We start from the raw sequence: 16555 nt of genomic DNA, 5'->3' as shown, positions 1-16555 counted from the left end.
TTATAAATACCCGCCATAACTCAAGTCAATAATTTCAGATTTTTTAATCACTTCTTTGGCCATTAATCTTGGTAACAACAAATCAAAAACCGTTTTTTCTGAAAATAAAACACCACCTGGTAAGCCAATGATCGTCTGCTCTCCTTTATAAGCCAGCAAAAACATTGAGCCTGGTAAGACTGGTGTCCCATGGGTTACGATTTCAGCACCTGTCTGCTTAATTGCTAACGGTGTCAAATCATCAGGATCTACACTCATACCACCTGTACAAACAATCAGATCAACCCCTTGTGCTAACATCTTTTTGATCGCAACAGTAATTTTTTGCGGCTGATCATCGACAATTTCTTGCTTGACAATCGTAACTAAAGGATACGCGGAGAACTTGGCTTTTAACACAGGGTAAAAAGCATCCTCAACCAATCCTGTGTAAACTTCACTGCCAGTAGTTACAATCCCGACCCGTATTTTTTTGAAAGGTTTCACAGAGATTAGTGGCTCAGACGTGCTGAGCTGGCGTGCCTTTTCTAATTGGCTTTTAGAAATTGTTAGTGGAATCACTCGAAAGGCTGCAACTTTTTCATCTTTCTGAACTTCTATATTGGTAACTTTAGTTGACAAGGCGAGACCTTCAATTTCATTTAAAGCAATTAATTTTTCTCGATTGACTTTTAAAAGACCTCTCGTACTAGCTTTAGCAACAATTTTTCCTTCATGGACTTCACTCGGCTGACATGAGTCATCTGTTAACAGGTTATACAAAAATGTCGCTGCCTCTTCTTCATGTATTTCTGCTGGATCCAAGGAAACAAACAGATGTTTTTTCCCTAATGATAAAAGAATTGGAATATCTTCTTGAACAACTATATGTCCTTTTTTAAAACACACTTCCTTGGTCTTCCCATAGTCAATTCGCGTAATATCATGACTCAATGGAAGGCCAACTGCCTCTTCTGTTCGAATTGTTTTCATGGTTTATTCCTCATCATGTATGATTTTTTTATTTGTGATTAAATCCAAAGCGTGGGGCAAAACAGGCAACAAAAAATGCAAATGTTCTGTTACACTTTTCGGGCTACCAGGCAAATTAACAATGAGCGTGCGTCCTCTTTGAACAGAAACGCCTCGACTTAACATAGCAAATGGTGTTTTTTCCAAGCTAAGTTGACGCAAGCCCTCACTGATCCCAGGAATGATTCGCTCTGCTACACGTAAGGTAGCTTCTGGGGTCCGATCCCGTTCACTCAACCCTGTGCCGCCTGTCGTTAAAATCAAATCACAGGTCTTAGACCACTCTTGCAATAGCTCTACTAATTGATTTTCTTCATCTGGTAAAATGGTTTGTTTGGTTACCTGGTAGAGCGCAGGTAACTGTTCACGAATCAAGGGCCCCGATTGGTCGACAGCAAGTCCTTGAAAGCAACGATCACTTAATGTTACAATGCCAACTTTAAACAACGTCTAACTGGTCTCCTTTTTTAATATGACCTTCTGTCACAACAACTGCAAAGATTCCTTCTCTAGGCATGATGCAATCGCCCACTCGCGCGTAAATCTGACAGTGTTTATGGCACTCTTTCCCAATTTGAGTAACCACCAATTCGGAATCGCCTATTTTCATTTTCGTTCCAACAGGTAATTGACGTAAATCAATCCCTGAGACGATTATGTTTTCCCCAAAAGCACCATTGCCAACCCGAGCTCCTTTTTCATTGAAAGCCGTTATTTCTTCAAAAGATAACAAACTGACTTGTCGATGCCAATTACCGCCGTGCGCATCATTTTCTAATCCGAAACCTTTAATTAAGTTGACTTCAGGAATTTCCTTTTTCTGTGTGCCTCTTCGCGGGCTAATATTTATTGCAATAATTTCTCCTGTTTTCATACTTACCCTCCTATTTGTGACATAAATCGTTGTTCTCCTTGTTGTTCCAAGAAAAGATGTTTTTCAGGCTTACAGGCAATGCCACTCTTGATAATCCCTAACAATTCTGCTGTTTGTTCCATAGCTAAAGCTTCCTTTAACGAGTAGCCGTCTGCAGAATGCAGGCACGTTTTTAAATGGCCGTCTGCAGTAATTCGGATTCGATTGCACGTCTCGCAAAAACAATGCCCTAATGCACTAATAAAACCTATTTTCCCTTTAAAATCTTTTAAGGCGTAATAACTAGCAGGGCCATTGCCCAATGGTTTTTGGTATGGTTGTAACGTTCCATAATATTTGGTTAAAATGGCTTCTACTTCTTCTTGTTGCTTACCTGGATGCTCCTTCCCTAATCCAATTGGCATCATTTCAATGAAACGAAGATGCACAGTCTCTTTCTTAGCGATTTCAGCCAGTTCTACAATTGTTGCTTCACTTAGCTCTTTCCTAGCTACAGTATTAATTTTGATATTAGGTAATCCCACATCAATCGCTTGTTCTAAGCCCGCCAGAACATTCCTTAACTGACCAACTCTTGTTATTTCACGAAATTCTTCTGGATCCAAAGTGTCTAAGCTAATATTAATGCCGTCCAAGCCCGCCTCTTTTAATCCTTGAGCCTCACGAGCTAACTTCATGCCATTAGTCGTTAAGGTTACTTTTTCGATGCCTGAGATTTGCTTTATCCTTTTAATTAAAGAGAGTAAATTCGGTCTAACAAGCGGTTCACCACCTGTTAATTTAACTTTTTTGATGTCTTCTTTCGCTAATATCCTCAATAAAAAAATAATCTCATCATCTGTTAGAAGCTGCTCTTTTTTTAAAAAGCAAAGACCTGTTGCTGGCATGCAATACGTGCAACGTAAGTCACAACGATCTGTTAAAGACAAACGAACATAATCAATTTCACGGTTAAATGCATCTTTCATGCTGTTCACTCATCACTTTCCTTTGATTTAATTGAAGAACGAATGAAATGACCACTACGTCCACCATTTTTCTCTAATAAACCAATGTTTGTCATTGTCATTCCTCGATCAATTGCTTTACACATGTCATAAATTGTTAAGAGTGCTGCCTGCACACCTGTTAGCGCTTCCATTTCAACGCCAGTTGAACCCACTGTTTTTGTAAAGCAACGTACTTCTAAACAAGTTTGATTGCGCCAATCAAACTGAATTTCACACTTTGTCAAAGCAACCAAATGACACAAAGGAATCCATTCAAACGTTCGTTTTGCGGCGGTAATCCCAGCTACTCTTGCTACCTGTAATACTTCACCTTTTTTAATCATTTGGGTCTGGATCGCTTCTGCTGTCGCTTCCAACATGTGAATTTCTCCATAAGCGAGGGCTGTTCTTTCAGTGTCATTTTTTTCCGAAATATCAACCATGTGCACTTCTCCTTGTGTATTCAAGTGCGTAAATTCCTTACTTTGAACCATTTCTCCACCTCACATTTGACATTTGTTAACGTTTACACAATACTTCTTTTTCAAGTGTATCACTCTTGCATCAAAAAAACAATCTGGCATCCATAATTTTTTTTAGTGAGAAATCGAAGTTAAAAATGTTAAGCGACAAAAATTACGTGATTCGCTTAGCCTGACCAGACTTTTGTCTAAGTCTTAAAACTTGATAAGTAATAAGAGGTCGGGACAGAAGTGCTTAACTCCGAGAACCAAGTAGGTACTGTTCAACATCTATTTGCTTTGCAAATAGTGTTTCTCAGCAATAAGAAGAAATTTCCGAAAATTGTCATAAAACACAACGAGGAACGAGTTGATGTTGCATGATACACTACACTCCGTTTCGTTCGCATCAATTTCTAAGCATGGAACATGCTAGAATTGAAGGACCCGGTGCTCTTTAATTTTTGGAGACTAAGTAGGTATTGTTCATCATCGAATCACTACGTTCTTCGTGATTCTCAACAATTTCGGCTTATTTCCGAAGGACCTTCACCAAGTAGGTACGATGATTTCATCTGTTCATGCTTCACAGTGAAACATCGCAACTCTTAGAGCTGTAGCTCTTTTGAAGGCTGTACTGTGACGAGACGCATGTCGAGAAAACACCTTAGAAGTTGTTGAGATCGGAGCAACGCGTAGTGTTGCTTCTGTCCCCGCCGTTTATCAATTTTTAAGCCTGGAACAAAAATCCAAAGTGATTTTTGTTCCAGGCTCTTACTTTCATACTAATCTTAGGTCAGGTTGTCATCAAGTTTGCCAATAATAGACTTTTACAAGCGCGCCTTTTTTGAGTAGTACACCAGCTGGTTGTTCTAGCAGGCAATTTGTTTCTAAAGTATTTGATAAATTGGATGAAAGATGACTTTTTGTCACTAAATTTACTGTGCCATCTATTTCTTTCGCTCGGTAAAATCGACGTAGTCTACTAGGGGTTAATTCATGCGCTAAAATTACTGTTCGTTCCTTGAGATTTAACTCGACACAATTAAAAAAAGTAGCTAATAATGTCCAGTAAAAAAGATGTAAATTAACCATTGCCGCAAACGGATTGCCTGAAACGCTTAAAATGAGTGTTTCTTGAAATTGACTTCCCATAACTGGGGTTCCAGGTTTCATATTTACAAAATGAAACAACTCTGTTCCTCCGATACGTTTAATTGCTAAAGGTAAATTGTCCTTTTCACCTACCGAAACACCACCACAAGTAATTAATACATCAAGTTTTGGTGAAATCTCAATCAGCCTCTTCGCTAATTCTTCAGGGTCATCTGAACAATGGTCTAGGTGGATTACTTCATTACCACTCGCTTTGACAAAAGCTGCTAACATGTAGAGATTACTATTATAAATTTTCCCAACTGACAGTGGTTCTTCCAAAGAAACTAACTCACTACCGGTCGCTAAAATCCCCACCTTCATGCGCTTCAAAACAACAACTTTATCAATCCCTTGCATTGCCAACAAACCAATCATGCGACTATTAATCTGTTGATGTTTTGCTAAAATTTTTTGCTGAAAAGCAATATCTTCTCCAATTTCCGCATAGTTTTGGCCCGCAGTGACAGAGCGAAAAATTTTAACATGGTCTTGCCCAAAATCCGTCCATTCTTGTGGCACTACAGCATCAAAATCGGTTGGAATAAAAGCACCTGTTGTTATTTTAATCGCACAGTTATTCGTCTGATTACAATAAAACATGGAATCCCCTGCCACTAAAGAACCGACGACTTTTAAACAACTTGGGCTTTCAGCAGTCGCACCTCGTGTTTCTACTGCACGAACGGCATACCCATCCATCCCGGCACGAGGAAAATGAGGAATCGCTGTCTCTGCAAAAATGGTTTCTCCGCTAATCCGTCCCAAGGAATCAAGCAGCGCCACTTCTTCTGTTTCACATTGACTCTTCATATGTTGGGTCATTTTCTCTCGTGCTTCTTCCAACTCGATCATGTTTTAACCATCCTTTTTTATTTATTCACTGGTTTAATCGCAACGGCACAAACTTTATATTCAGGAATTGTGGCGATATCATCAAATACAGCATTGGTGATTTCGTTAACATTCCCATCTGGAAAGTGGAATGTCATAAAGACTTCTTGCGGAAATACTCGATTTCCGACAGCCGCATAGGTTTCGATTTTGCCACGTCGAGAATGAACTTCAACTTTGTCACCTTCTTGGATTCCCAGAGCTTGTGCATCGACTGCATTTATCTCAATATAAGAGTGATTCGCTATTTGGTTAATCCCTTCCGTTCGTCCTGTCATTGCTCGGGTATTGTAATGGTAAAGCATTCGGCCTGTCGACATTAAATACGGGTACTCTTCATCTGGTAATTCTTGTGCTTGCTTATACGGAATTGCTTTAAATAAACCTTTCCCACGAGCAAAACTGCCCACATGCATAATCGGCGTACCTGGATCTGTCAAGCTCCGACAAGGCCATTGTAAGCTCTCCTTCTCTAATCGTTCATAATTAATTCCACCAAACGAAGGCGTCACAGCTGAAATTTCTTCCATAATTTCTTTTGCAGATTCATACGCACAAGGATAGCCCATTCGTGTCATGACTTCACAAAAAATTTCATAGTCTTCTCGCGCTTGTCCTCTTGGTTCAACAGCTTTACGGACTCTTTGCACGCGCCGTTCTGTATTTGTAAATGTCCCGTCTTTTTCTGCATAACTGATGCCTGGTAAAACGACATCTGCATAAGCAGCCGTTTCGGTCATAAATAATTCTTGAACAACTAAAAAGTCTAAACTTTCTAAAGCTTGACGAACATGTCCTGTGTCTGGATCCGTAACAATTGGATCTTCTCCAAAAATATAAAGGCCTTTGACGCTTCCTGCCGTTGCTGCTGGTAAGACTTTAGTAGAAGTTAAACCTGTGTTTCGATTTAACGGCACATGCCAAGCTTTTTCAAATTTGTCGATCACTTCTGGATTATTGACTTTTTGATAGCCTGGGAAATCATAAGGCATACAGCCCATATCGCAAGCACCTTGAACATTATTTTGACCTCGCAAAGGATTGACACCACAGCCTGGTTTTCCAACTTTACCAACCAACATTGCCAAATTAGACATACTCATAACACCCTCAGTTCCTGTCGAATGTTCCGTTACACCTAAACAATAAATGATTGGTGCTTTCTCTGCTTTTGCATACATGCGTGCTGCTTGAATTAAATCTTCTGGATGAATATGACAAATTTCTGCGACTTTTTCCGGCGTATAATCAGCCACCATTTTTTCTAAATCTAAAAATCCTTCTGTCCGTTCTTCAATAAAATGGCGATCTGCTAAACCTTCTTTCAAAATCACATGCATCATGCCATTAGCAAATGCGACATTCGTTCCCGCCTGAACTTGTAAATGCAGCGCACTATCCTTCACTAAGTTAATTTTCCGCGGATCAACAACAACAACTTGCGTTCCTCTTTGGATGGCTTGGCGAATTTGCGCACCAATAACTGGATGAGCTTCTTCTGGATTGGAACCTACTAATAAAATCATGTCGACATCTTCAGTGATATCAGCAATAGGATTAGTCATCGCACCAGAGCCTAAGGTTTGGGCTAAACCATGGACCGAAGCCGAATGACAAACACGGGCACAGTTATCAACATTATTGGTACCAAAAGCAGCACGCACCATTTTTTGAAAGACATAATTATCTTCATTTGTCGCTCTAGAGCACGAAAAACCAGCAAGAGCATCCGGACCGTTTTCTGCTTTAATTTCGTTAAATTTTGACGAAACAAGCGTTAAGGCTTCTTCCCAAGAAGCAGGTTCAAAAATGCCATTCCGTTTAATTAATGGCTCCGTTAAGCGATCTCCTGACCCAACAAATTTATATGAAGCAAATTTTCCTTTCACACAAAGTAAATTTTTATTAGCTGGTCCATCCAGGGGTTCAACACCCACCAAACGATTATTTTTAACGAGTAAATTCATCTGACAGCCTGTCCCACAATGCGGACAAGTTGTAGGAATTTTCTGGGTTTCCCATTTGCGGTACTCTTTCGTATCTTTTGCTGTTAACGCACCTGTAGGACAGGAAGAGACACAATTGCCACATGATTCACAGATAGATTGATCAAACGCCTGCCCATAACTCGGCATCATTTTTGTTTCAAAGCCACGATTAGCAATACTAAGTACATCTCTTCCCTGCCGCAATTGACAGACACGGGCACAACGACGACACATGATACACTTTTCTGGATCATAAGAGAAAAATGGATTACTGGTATCTTCTTGATGGCAAGGCATTCTTTTTCCCTCGGTAAAGCTAGTGACATCAATCCCATAATCTAGCGCATACTGTTGTAATTGACAATCCCCGTTTTTTCCACAAGAAAAACATTCTAATTTATGATTACTCAATAATAAATCAAGAATAAAACGTCTGGAATCAGCAACTTTTTCAGAATGTGTTGCCACAACCATGTCCTCTTGACAATGTGCCGTACAAGCAGTTGTTAAGCCACCACGTCGGCCACCTTCCACCTCAACCACGCACATCCGACAAGAACCATCAGGTGCTAATTCCTTTAAATGACAGAGCGTTGGGATTTCAACACCTAGCCCTTTCGCTGCTTCGAGAATGGTAGTCCCTTTAGGCACAGTTACTTCTTGGTTATCAATAGACAACGTAACTGTTTGCGTATGCAACTTTGTTTTCATTTTTACCAACCTCCTTTGCTGGTGGCATAGATTTCTGTTTCAGCAGTCGTTTCAAATTCTTCTGGAAACAAAGCCAATGCACTCTTCATTGGATTTGCGACGGATTGGCCCAAACCACAAGCTGATAATCGCGTGACATGTGTGAGCATCTTTTCCAATCGCGGCAAATCACTAGCTGTTGCCTCGTTCCGATTGAATTTACTCAATAATTCCAAAATCCTAGTTGTTCCCAATCGACAAGGGGTGCATTTACCACAGGACTCATGAGCAAAAAAGGCCGCCACGTGTACTAAATAGTCCACAACATTAACTGAATCATCCATTACTACAATTGCACCAGAGCCGACAGATAAGTCATGGGCCCATAAATCTTCGTAGGAATACAAACAATCCCTTAACGTTGCGACAGCACCAATTGGACCGGATTGTCCACCGAAGTGAATAAATTTCAATGCTCGACCAGTTGCAGAGCCTCCGCCGTATTGCTCGCCATAAATTATTTCTTCTAATGGTGTTCCAAGGTTGACCTCGTATAAGCCCCGATTTTTAATATGTCCAGACAAACAAATTAGCTTTGTTCCGCCACCATCGGCAGTACCCATCTCTAAAAAGGCTTGTCCACCTTCTCTTAAAATTACAGGAACACTTGCAAATGATTCAACATTATTTACTAATGTTGGTTGCAAATATAAACCAACATCTGCTAAGTGTGGTGGTTTGACACGCGGCCGCCCCGTTTTTCCTTCAATTGAATTTAAAAGTGCTGAATTTTCCCCACAAATATAGGCGCCAGCACCAGAAATAATCGTAATATCATAATTGAATCCTTCAATTCCTAAAATGTTTTCCCCTAAAAAGCCAGCTTGTCGTGCATTATCGAGTGCTTCTTGAAATGTTTTTTGGATTCTGCGATATTCTCCTCGCATATAAATATAACCTGCTTTTGCTGAAAATAAATAGCCAGCAATAATCATTCCTTCAATCACACTCAATGGATCTTCAGATAAAAGTACTTTATCCTTAAAGGTCCCTGGTTCGCCTTCATCAGCATTACAAACAATGTACTTTGTGGTTCCTTTTGCATGATAAAGATGGCGCCATTTTTTTCCTAAAGGATAGGCTGCTCCACCGCGACCTCTTAAGTGCGCAATATCCAGTTCGTTTAAAATTTCTTCATCCGATAGTGAAATTGCTCTTTTTAAACCATCAAATCCATCGTATTTACAATATTCAGCAACATCGGTCGCAGATTGCATTTTCCCCATTCTCTCTAATAACATTGGTTGGTTTCTCTTAAGCATTGACTCACCTCCTACAGTCCTTCATAGCAATCATTTTGTAAATGTTGAATTAATTGATAAATTTTCTCTTCTGTTAGTTGACTAAAAACGGTGTCCTTAATTTTAATTACTGGACCTAAATCACAAGCCCCGATACAAGGAATACTATGATACATAAATAAGCCATCTGGTGTCGGCTGATTCTCTGGCACTTCTAAAATGGTTTCTAAAACTTCGGCAACCATCGCCCCACCAGTATAATGACACGGTGTGCTGTTACAAATCTTCAAGACATACTTCGCTTGCGGTTCCGTCTTTAAAATGGCATAAAAACTGACGATTTCATAGACTCGCGCTTCCGTTAAATGTAGATGCTCTGCAACTAATTGAGCTGTCTCCTGATCGATATACCCTTCCTCTGAAGCAAATTGTAATTCAATTAAAATATTTAAAATTCGTTGTGGATCAGCATCGTTTTCTAGAATAATCGCTTCTTTTTCAATTAAGCTTAATGCACACATTCCTTTTTATTCCCCCTTTTTAGTGAAACTTGAAGTTGTTCTCCTTGATAATAGATACGCAATTTTTTTGGTATTTCAGCAGATAGTAAACAAAAATCGGCTTTATCTATGACTTTTTTTGCTGATTCTTTTTGGCGATTCTGGTTATTCATCATAAGAAATAGTCCTGGCTGCACAACATTACGTAATGAATTTGATTCACAAATGATTAATGCTTGGGCCGGCACAGCTTTCAGAAATTGCTGAATGGCTTCCGCCAAATTTTCTTGAAAAACTTTCAATAGAAAAACTTTTTGACAACCTGCAGCTAATAATTTCATGGTATCTTTATTGCCAATCGTCTCTTGCTCTTCTACTAATTCATAACCAGCTGTAATACTGGTACAAATTCCGCATCCTTTTGTGCCTCGTTGACACACCCCTCGTTGACCACTAATCGTAATAATCTTCAAGCCATAAATTGGATAGACTTCTTGGTACTGTTTAATAAGGGCTTCGGCTAATGTCGTTTTGCCACTATTCCGACCAGTAGAACCAATTTGAATCATGTTTGGTATCTCAATTGCCATAGAGCTCCTCCGTCTGAATCGTTTTCTCAACTCTTGGTTTGACAGTTGCTGGTTTTGTCATAAAGATCAATGGTACGGCCATAAAAAGACTGCCACCTACTGCATTGCCTAAAAATACCCATAATGTATTCTGCAAATAATCCCACCAACTGATTGTGGTACTTTGTGAAAAAATTGCCGCTGGAATAATAAATGCATTAGCGACCACGTGTTGAAACCCACAAACAACGAAAACCATGACAGGAAACCATAAGCCAAACATTTTACCTAAATATGATTTTGCCAACGCTCCGAGATAAACCGCTAAACAAACAAAAATATTACAGCCAATCCCTGAAACAAAAGCAACTAGCGGTGGATCAGCAATTTTCGCCTGAGCAACTGCGACTGTTTTATCCAGAAACGCACCTTCAGTTAACCCAACAATATGGCCAAATAAATACGCCACAAGAAATCCGCCTAGACAATTGGTCAATAAAACAACTATCCAGTTATAACAAAGAGCGCCCACTCGAACCTTTTTCTGTAATACGCCTAATGTCATTACCATCATATTGCCTGTTGCTAACTCACCACCAACAAAAGTAAGCGCTATCAACCCAACTGGAAATAAAGCTCCACCCAGAAAGTTGTTAAAACTTCCCCATTCTGTGGGGGCAGTTCCAGTGATACGAATAAACGCTAAGTAACCCAGTGCAATACAAAAACCAGCCATGATGCCTAAAATACAGAGTCGAACAAACGATAATTTCCCTTTCATTTCTGCCTTATCACCTAAGCTTGCAACTATTTCTTCACTACTGAAAAAATCCATTACGATTCCTCCTTTTTATCGATACCACTGAGACAATTCTTCTTTTCGATTGACATTTTTAAGTTGATTCTCTTTTGATAGTTGCACCGTTTTTACAGATAGACGCTCAAATTCTTGCCGAATCTGATAGTTATTTTGCGCAAGCTGTTTTTGAAATGTTGGTAAACAAGAACATCGATAAAAGCCAAATAATGGTTCTTGACGACCTTCAAAGTCAAAGATTGTTACTTGATTTTGTCCACGCTTAGAGGCTAACTGATACACAAGTTTAGGAGAAAAAGTTGGTATATCACAGGCAATTACAAACACTTCAGCTTTCTGAGTATAGTTCATTGCTGTCACAATCCCACCTAATGGCCCCTTTCCAAGATACATATCTTGAATGATTGTGCATTTTCTAAACGCCTTAGGAAATTTTTGACTATCATTCGTTACTAAAATAACCTCTTCGAACAGTTCCATTAACTTTTCAGCTGTTTGCAAGATCACGTATTGCCCTTGAATTTTCAATAATGCTTTATCAAATCCCATCCGTGAACTTTTCCCGCCGCATAACAGCACTGCTGTACAATCAGCAATAATTTTCGCCACCCCTTTACCATAATTTTTATTAGTTCAAAAAAATATTTTTTAGTCATGTATTAAGTCTATTATAAGACATCCCTCGTACAAGTCAATTCCTTTTAAAAAAAAGAACGAGAAAAAGAGCGACTCTTTTTCTCGTTCTACCTTATTCATCTGTTTGACGTTTTATTTCTTCAATCTCAATGCGTAATGATTTTCGTTTCTCAATGGCGACATAAACCAAGCCAATCAAAAAGGGTAACACAAAGCTACCAAATCGATACAGTAAAACAGATGCTACGGCATCAACATTGCCGACCAATGGTTTAAACAACAATAAGTAAACAAATTCAAATGGACCAATGCCAGCAGGTGTCGGAATAACTCCTGAAAGAATAACAGCAAAACTGGTAAAGGACATCACTAATAATAAATCAATATTCGGGTGATTTTCTACTAAAACAATGTAAGGAATAATGTACCAAAATAATAATTTAAATACATTCCATGAAAAGATTCGAAGCAACGCTGAGCGATCTTGTGTAATTGTTTGGACAGCTGCCCGCAAGGAATAGATTTGTAAATTACAATTATCCACCCAATCTCTTAGTTTTGGTCGTTTAAACCAACGATTGGCAAACTTAACCAATAAAACTTGCAACTTTAAGCTACTAGATAAAATAAGTAATGCTGCAATTATTACTAATGTTAAAATAACACCTGCTAAAATGAATGGAATCATCTTAGGCGCATTTTCATAAAACAGGGAAAATTGAATAATCAAACCAATAATTGCTAAAAAAATCACGGCTGCTTTGTACATAATCATATGTAATGCCGTTATCCCCACACTTTTAGAAACAGGAATTCCCTTTTTCTTATAAAAATAAATTTCTGAAAGCAAGGTTCCCGTGCCAAATGAAATAATCCGATAAAATGCTACATAACAAGAAGTAAAAAAACCATCCACTGTCGTAAAGTCTTTGTTAAAATAACGAGCTATTTCCTTGATTGAGCGCCCTTCTGCAAATTGATAAACTACTCCAAAAAAAATAACAGCAATCAGCACCAGCCAACTCGTTTCCATCAGTTGAGCAAAAATATCACTTAATGAATTATCCATGACATAAAAGATTACGCCTAAAACGATAATCATTAACAACATATTTAAGCCAATTTTTACTTTTCCTTTCATCGCTTCTCCTTTTTTGTTCTTACTTAAACGTTAGATAGATGCAACTAATCATCGCGATTACGCCAATTGAATAACACAATGCAAAAACTGGTTTTTGGGTTTTATGATGAAATTTCTTTTGTCCCATTAGCCCACCTAGACCGCCACCGACAAGTCCTATCGTCAATAAGCGGCGTTCTGGAATACGCCAGTTCCCACGTTTTGCTTGTTTTTTATCATAACCCATCATACTAAACAATACTAAATTAATGACGAGGAAATAAATGATTACTATCCCCTGAAGCATTCTTTCTGGCCTCCTAACTAGTTACTGTACTAGGATACCTTGTTCTGATTCTAATTGCAAAAAATTTTTCAATGACTCATGAAACTACAACAGGAAAGTAAGTTCTCGGTTGCCCGTTTTCTTACTTTCCTATTGAGTGCCTCATTTATTTTGCATTTAATTCAGCAATTTTAATAATCACATTGGTCGCTTTTTCCATGGCTTGTAATGAAACAAATTCAAAACGGCCATGCATATTTTCGCCACCAGCAAAGATATTTGGTGTGGGAATCCCTAAATAAGAAATTTTTGAGCCATCCGTTCCACCGCGAACAGGTTCAATAATTGGTTGAATTGACAATTCTTCCATTGCTTGTTTAGCAATTTCGACAATGGACATATCTTTTTCAATCACTTCTCGCATATTATAGTATTGATCAAATAAATCAACTTTGATTCGTTCTTCATCAAATGGTGCATTCAATGTTTGCTGAATTTCTTTAATTTTAGCTTTACGTGCTTCAAAAATCTCGCGATTGTGATCGCGAATAATATACGTCATTGTAGCTTCTTCTGGCGTTCCAGCAAACGCTGCTAAATGATAAAAGCCTTCTTCACCTGCTGTTTTTTCTGGAACTTCGTCAGCAGGTAAGGCATTATGGAAATCAATTCCTAATTGTAACGCATTAATCATTGTATTTTTGGCTGTTCCTGGATGAACGTTTTTCCCTTGAATTGTAATTTCTGCTTGCGCCGCATTAAACGTTTCAAATTGTAATTCGCCTACTGGCCCACCATCCATTGTATAAGCAAAATCCACGTTAAATTGAGCGACATCAAATTTGTCGGCACCTACACCAATTTCTTCGTCAGGACCGAAAGCCACACGAATGGTGCCATGTTTAATTTCTGGGTGATTAATTAAATATTCCATGGCTGTCATTATTTCCGCAATACCTGATTTATCATCAGCTCCTAATAAAGTGGTACCATCGGTTGTAATAAGTGTTTCACCACGATAATTTTTTAAGTTAGGAAAGTCTTTCGTGTTTAAAGTGAATTTGCCTTCTTTATCTAAAGGAATCGTTGATTCTCCGTCATAGTTCTCAACAATTTGCGGAGAAACATTCACTGCATTAAAATCAGCGGTATCCATATGGGCAATAAAGCCGATTGAACGAACGTCTTTCTCCACGTTACTAGGTAACGTAGCAATCACAAAACCATTTGTTTCGTTATAAATAACATCGCTCATCCCTAATTCTTCTAATTCTTTTTTTAAGGTTTGTGCAAAGGCTACTTGTGTTTGTGTTGATGGTGTCGTTGTGCTAGTTGCATCCGAGCGTGTTTCTGTTTTCACATACCGTAAAAAACGAGGTAATAGATTTTCATACATAAAAGAACACTCCTTTAATCTTCATTTTTTTATTTAAAACGAAATGGGTTGGTATTCGCTTCTGATTCAAAAATGGATACAGCCCACTCATTTTCTTGTTTCCATTGATTCATTAATTCCACAAGTTTTGGCTTACAAAGCGCTTCAATGTAATGACCAGGATCGATAACTGGTAAATCTTCAGCAATCATGTCATGTGCCGTATGATAATACACATCACCAGTAATATAGACATCGGCTTGTTTACGTAATGCATCATGATAGAATTTTTCACCACTTCCACCACAAATGGCTACCCGTTGAATCATTTTAGTATCATCTTTTGCAATGACCCGCAAGCCATCCAATTGGAAAGCTTCCTTGACTTGCTGTACAAAATAAGAGAATCTCACAGGCTTGTCTAATACTCCAACCCGACCTAAACCAAATTCTTTTGATTGATTTTCAATGGTATAAACATCATACGCCGGTTCTTCATAAGGATGCGCCTGTAACATAGCTGCAAGAACTTGTTCTTGCTTAGTTTCAGGGAAAATCACTTCGATTTTTGCTTCTTGGACGACACTTTCTTGACCAATTTCGCCAATCGTTGGATTTGCTCCTTGTGTTGGTGTAAAACGTCCTGTTCCAATTAAAGAGTAACTTGTTTTAGAATAATCACCTTGAGACCCGGCGCCAGCTAGACCTAAAGCTTCTCTCATTTGCGGAGCTTCATCAATTGGCACAAAAACGGCTAATTTTTTATAAGGAACAGTATGTGTTTTAGTTAAAAAGGTGGTCTGTTTAATTCCCAATAATTCACAAAACCAATCATTTAGCCCATTGTCAATAATATCCATGTTAGTATGCGCTGCATAAACAGCAATATCGTGTTTTAATAAATCAGCGTACATTTTTTCTTGAAAATTATCTGTGGTTAATCGCTTAACTGGGCGGAAAATAGGTGGGTGTTTCGCAATAATTAAATCAACCTGCTTCTCAATTGCTTCTGCAACGACCTCAGGACGAACATCTAAGGTAACCATCACATTTTCAATTGGTTTATCTAATGTACCAATGTGCAAGCCCACAGGATCTCCCGTTTCTGCTAACCATTCGGGACAATAGTCATTGAAGCGTCGAATCAATGTCTTACCGTTCACAGCCATTGGCCAGTACCTCCTCAATTAATTGTTGGTCTTGCTGTAGTTTCGCTTGCTTTTCAATATGTTCTCCACTTGCTTTTGCTAGTTGTGCAAGAACAGTTTTGCGCTGTTTTAATTCTCGTTGCCATTTTTTAGTAAAAACCGGTCCTTGTTTTTTAATTAAAACTGGCCCAAATAGTAATTCTTGGTCCGTATAAGAAACGGATTGCTCTGTTTTTTCGGCTACGATAATTTCATACAATTTACGGTTTTCTTCCACGATTGTTTCATCAATAATACTGTAGTCATTTGCCATTAACCAGCGGCGTAAAGTTGGTTCACCAATATTCGGTTGTAAAACAAGGCGTTCCTTCCCTGTTAAACGATTTTTTTTGCGTCCAGCTTCTAAAATATCTCGGATTAATGTGCCGCCCATTCCACAAATACTAATGACGTCTATTTGATCTTCAGGTTCAATTGCATCTAGCCCGTTCGCTAAACGTACGATAATTTTATCCGTCAAATTGGATTTACTGACTTGGGTTTTGGCAGATTGATAGGGGCCTTCCACCACTTCCCCAGCCACAGCAAAAGACAGTTTATTTTCTAACATTAAAGCAACTGGTAAATAAGCATGGTCTGAACCAATGTCTGCTAAGCGACTTCCTCTAGGGATTAAATCACCAACCGTTGCGAGACGTTTTGATAATTGATTTTCATTCATATTTTTGATTCCTCCGTTGC

The 16555-nt window shown here is 38.7% G+C and carries 17 protein-coding genes; all 17 read right to left on the bottom strand.

Features of this window, described 5'->3' with window-relative positions; genetic code table 11:
- Nucleotides 1–972 carry a molybdopterin-binding protein gene (locus tag IGL32_RS05660; RefSeq protein ID WP_002379413.1) on the bottom strand — a complete coding sequence of 324 codons (972 nt, stop codon included), beginning with the start codon at nucleotides 970–972 and terminating at the stop codon, nucleotides 1–3.
- Between the two features lie 3 nt (nucleotides 973–975).
- Complete coding sequence (locus IGL32_RS05655) at nucleotides 976–1458, bottom strand: MogA/MoaB family molybdenum cofactor biosynthesis protein (protein ID WP_002361756.1); 483 nt, start codon at nucleotides 1456–1458, stop codon at nucleotides 976–978.
- Nucleotides 1451–1885, bottom strand: a complete 435-nt coding sequence (locus IGL32_RS05650) for an MOSC domain-containing protein (protein WP_002357714.1) — start codon at nucleotides 1883–1885, stop codon at nucleotides 1451–1453. The genes IGL32_RS05655 and IGL32_RS05650 overlap by 8 nt, the downstream gene beginning before the upstream one ends.
- A 2-nt stretch (nucleotides 1886–1887) precedes the next feature.
- On the bottom strand, nucleotides 1888–2862 hold the full coding sequence (gene moaA / locus IGL32_RS05645; protein ID WP_002371204.1) for a GTP 3',8-cyclase MoaA: 975 nt from the start codon (nucleotides 2860–2862) through the stop codon (nucleotides 1888–1890).
- Nucleotides 2859–3368, bottom strand: coding sequence for a cyclic pyranopterin monophosphate synthase MoaC (moaC, locus tag IGL32_RS05640; RefSeq protein ID WP_002366623.1), 510 nt, complete (start codon nucleotides 3366–3368; stop codon nucleotides 2859–2861). The genes moaA and moaC overlap by 4 nt, the downstream gene beginning before the upstream one ends.
- Nucleotides 3369–4142: 774 nt before the next feature.
- Nucleotides 4143–5345 carry a molybdopterin molybdotransferase MoeA gene (locus IGL32_RS05635; RefSeq protein WP_002371206.1) on the bottom strand — a complete coding sequence of 401 codons (1203 nt, stop codon included), beginning with the start codon at nucleotides 5343–5345 and terminating at the stop codon, nucleotides 4143–4145.
- Between the two features lie 17 nt (nucleotides 5346–5362).
- Nucleotides 5363–8083 (bottom strand): formate dehydrogenase subunit alpha, encoded by a 2721-nt coding sequence (gene fdhF / locus IGL32_RS05630; protein ID WP_002371207.1) that lies wholly within the window; start codon nucleotides 8081–8083, stop codon nucleotides 5363–5365.
- 2 nt (nucleotides 8084–8085) lie between these two features.
- Entirely contained in the window at nucleotides 8086–9384 is a 1299-nt protein-coding gene (locus IGL32_RS05625) for a complex I 51 kDa subunit family protein (protein WP_002371208.1), read from the bottom strand.
- Nucleotides 9385–9395: 11 nt separating this feature from the next.
- Nucleotides 9396–9884: an NAD(P)H-dependent oxidoreductase subunit E gene (locus IGL32_RS05620; protein ID WP_002357722.1), complete on the bottom strand. Its 489-nt coding sequence runs from the start codon at nucleotides 9882–9884 to the stop codon at nucleotides 9396–9398.
- Nucleotides 9872–10453 carry a hypothetical protein gene (locus IGL32_RS05615; RefSeq protein WP_002371209.1) on the bottom strand — a complete coding sequence of 194 codons (582 nt, stop codon included), beginning with the start codon at nucleotides 10451–10453 and terminating at the stop codon, nucleotides 9872–9874. The genes IGL32_RS05620 and IGL32_RS05615 overlap by 13 nt, the downstream gene beginning before the upstream one ends.
- Complete coding sequence (locus IGL32_RS05610) at nucleotides 10443–11267, bottom strand: formate/nitrite transporter family protein (protein ID WP_002357725.1); 825 nt, start codon at nucleotides 11265–11267, stop codon at nucleotides 10443–10445. Before IGL32_RS05610 ends, IGL32_RS05615 begins: the two co-directional genes overlap by 11 nt.
- Before the next feature lie 15 nt (nucleotides 11268–11282).
- Nucleotides 11283–11858, bottom strand: a complete 576-nt coding sequence (mobA, locus tag IGL32_RS05605; protein WP_002371211.1) for a molybdenum cofactor guanylyltransferase — start codon at nucleotides 11856–11858, stop codon at nucleotides 11283–11285.
- Between the two features lie 139 nt (nucleotides 11859–11997).
- Nucleotides 11998–13026: a lysylphosphatidylglycerol synthase transmembrane domain-containing protein gene (locus IGL32_RS05600; protein WP_002360426.1), complete on the bottom strand. Its 1029-nt coding sequence runs from the start codon at nucleotides 13024–13026 to the stop codon at nucleotides 11998–12000.
- Between the two features lie 19 nt (nucleotides 13027–13045).
- Entirely contained in the window at nucleotides 13046–13312 is a 267-nt protein-coding gene (locus tag IGL32_RS05595; protein WP_002379410.1) for a DUF1294 domain-containing protein, read from the bottom strand.
- A gap of 145 nt (nucleotides 13313–13457) precedes the next feature.
- Complete coding sequence (gene pepT, locus IGL32_RS05590; RefSeq protein WP_002360428.1) at nucleotides 13458–14687, bottom strand: peptidase T; 1230 nt, start codon at nucleotides 14685–14687, stop codon at nucleotides 13458–13460.
- A gap of 29 nt (nucleotides 14688–14716) precedes the next feature.
- A complete protein-coding gene (locus IGL32_RS05585) occupies nucleotides 14717–15835 on the bottom strand; it encodes a Nif3-like dinuclear metal center hexameric protein (RefSeq protein WP_002379409.1) in 1119 nt (372 codons plus the stop codon).
- Entirely contained in the window at nucleotides 15819–16535 is a 717-nt protein-coding gene (locus IGL32_RS05580; RefSeq protein ID WP_002357733.1) for a tRNA (adenine(22)-N(1))-methyltransferase, read from the bottom strand. The genes IGL32_RS05585 and IGL32_RS05580 overlap by 17 nt, the downstream gene beginning before the upstream one ends.
- Between the last annotated feature and the right edge of the window lie 20 nt (nucleotides 16536–16555).

The organism is Enterococcus sp. AZ035, assembly GCF_050548325.1.
In the GTDB taxonomy this organism is placed as follows: Bacteria; Bacillota; Bacilli; order Lactobacillales; family Enterococcaceae; genus Enterococcus; species Enterococcus faecalis.
Note: the sequence above shows the minus strand (reverse complement) of the source record. Positions and strands in the feature narration are given on the sequence as shown.

What these genes read in the sequence shown, in the direction of transcription:
- IGL32_RS05660 (WP_002379413.1), bottom strand. Translation starts at nt 972, where the DNA reads ATGAAAACAATTCGAACAGAAGAGGCAGTTGGCCTTCCATTGAGTCAT.
- IGL32_RS05650 (WP_002357714.1), bottom strand. Translation starts at nt 1,885, where the DNA reads ATGAAAACAGGAGAAATTATTGCAATAAATATTAGCCCGCGAAGAGGC.
- moaC (WP_002366623.1), bottom strand. Translation starts at nt 3,368, where the DNA reads ATGGTTCAAAGTAAGGAATTTACGCACTTGAATACACAAGGAGAAGTG.
- IGL32_RS05635 (WP_002371206.1), bottom strand. Translation starts at nt 5,345, where the DNA reads ATGATCGAGTTGGAAGAAGCACGAGAGAAAATGACCCAACATATGAAG.
- fdhF (WP_002371207.1), bottom strand. Translation starts at nt 8,083, where the DNA reads ATGAAAACAAAGTTGCATACGCAAACAGTTACGTTGTCTATTGATAAC.
- IGL32_RS05625 (WP_002371208.1), bottom strand. Translation starts at nt 9,384, where the DNA reads ATGCTTAAGAGAAACCAACCAATGTTATTAGAGAGAATGGGGAAAATG.
- IGL32_RS05620 (WP_002357722.1), bottom strand. Translation starts at nt 9,884, where the DNA reads ATGTGTGCATTAAGCTTAATTGAAAAAGAAGCGATTATTCTAGAAAAC.
- IGL32_RS05615 (WP_002371209.1), bottom strand. Translation starts at nt 10,453, where the DNA reads ATGGCAATTGAGATACCAAACATGATTCAAATTGGTTCTACTGGTCGG.
- IGL32_RS05610 (WP_002357725.1), bottom strand. Translation starts at nt 11,267, where the DNA reads ATGGATTTTTTCAGTAGTGAAGAAATAGTTGCAAGCTTAGGTGATAAG.
- IGL32_RS05600 (WP_002360426.1), bottom strand. Translation starts at nt 13,026, where the DNA reads ATGAAAGGAAAAGTAAAAATTGGCTTAAATATGTTGTTAATGATTATC.
- IGL32_RS05595 (WP_002379410.1), bottom strand. Translation starts at nt 13,312, where the DNA reads ATGCTTCAGGGGATAGTAATCATTTATTTCCTCGTCATTAATTTAGTA.
- pepT (WP_002360428.1), bottom strand. Translation starts at nt 14,687, where the DNA reads ATGTATGAAAATCTATTACCTCGTTTTTTACGGTATGTGAAAACAGAA.
- IGL32_RS05585 (WP_002379409.1), bottom strand. Translation starts at nt 15,835, where the DNA reads ATGGCTGTGAACGGTAAGACATTGATTCGACGCTTCAATGACTATTGT.
- IGL32_RS05580 (WP_002357733.1), bottom strand. Translation starts at nt 16,535, where the DNA reads ATGAATGAAAATCAATTATCAAAACGTCTCGCAACGGTTGGTGATTTA.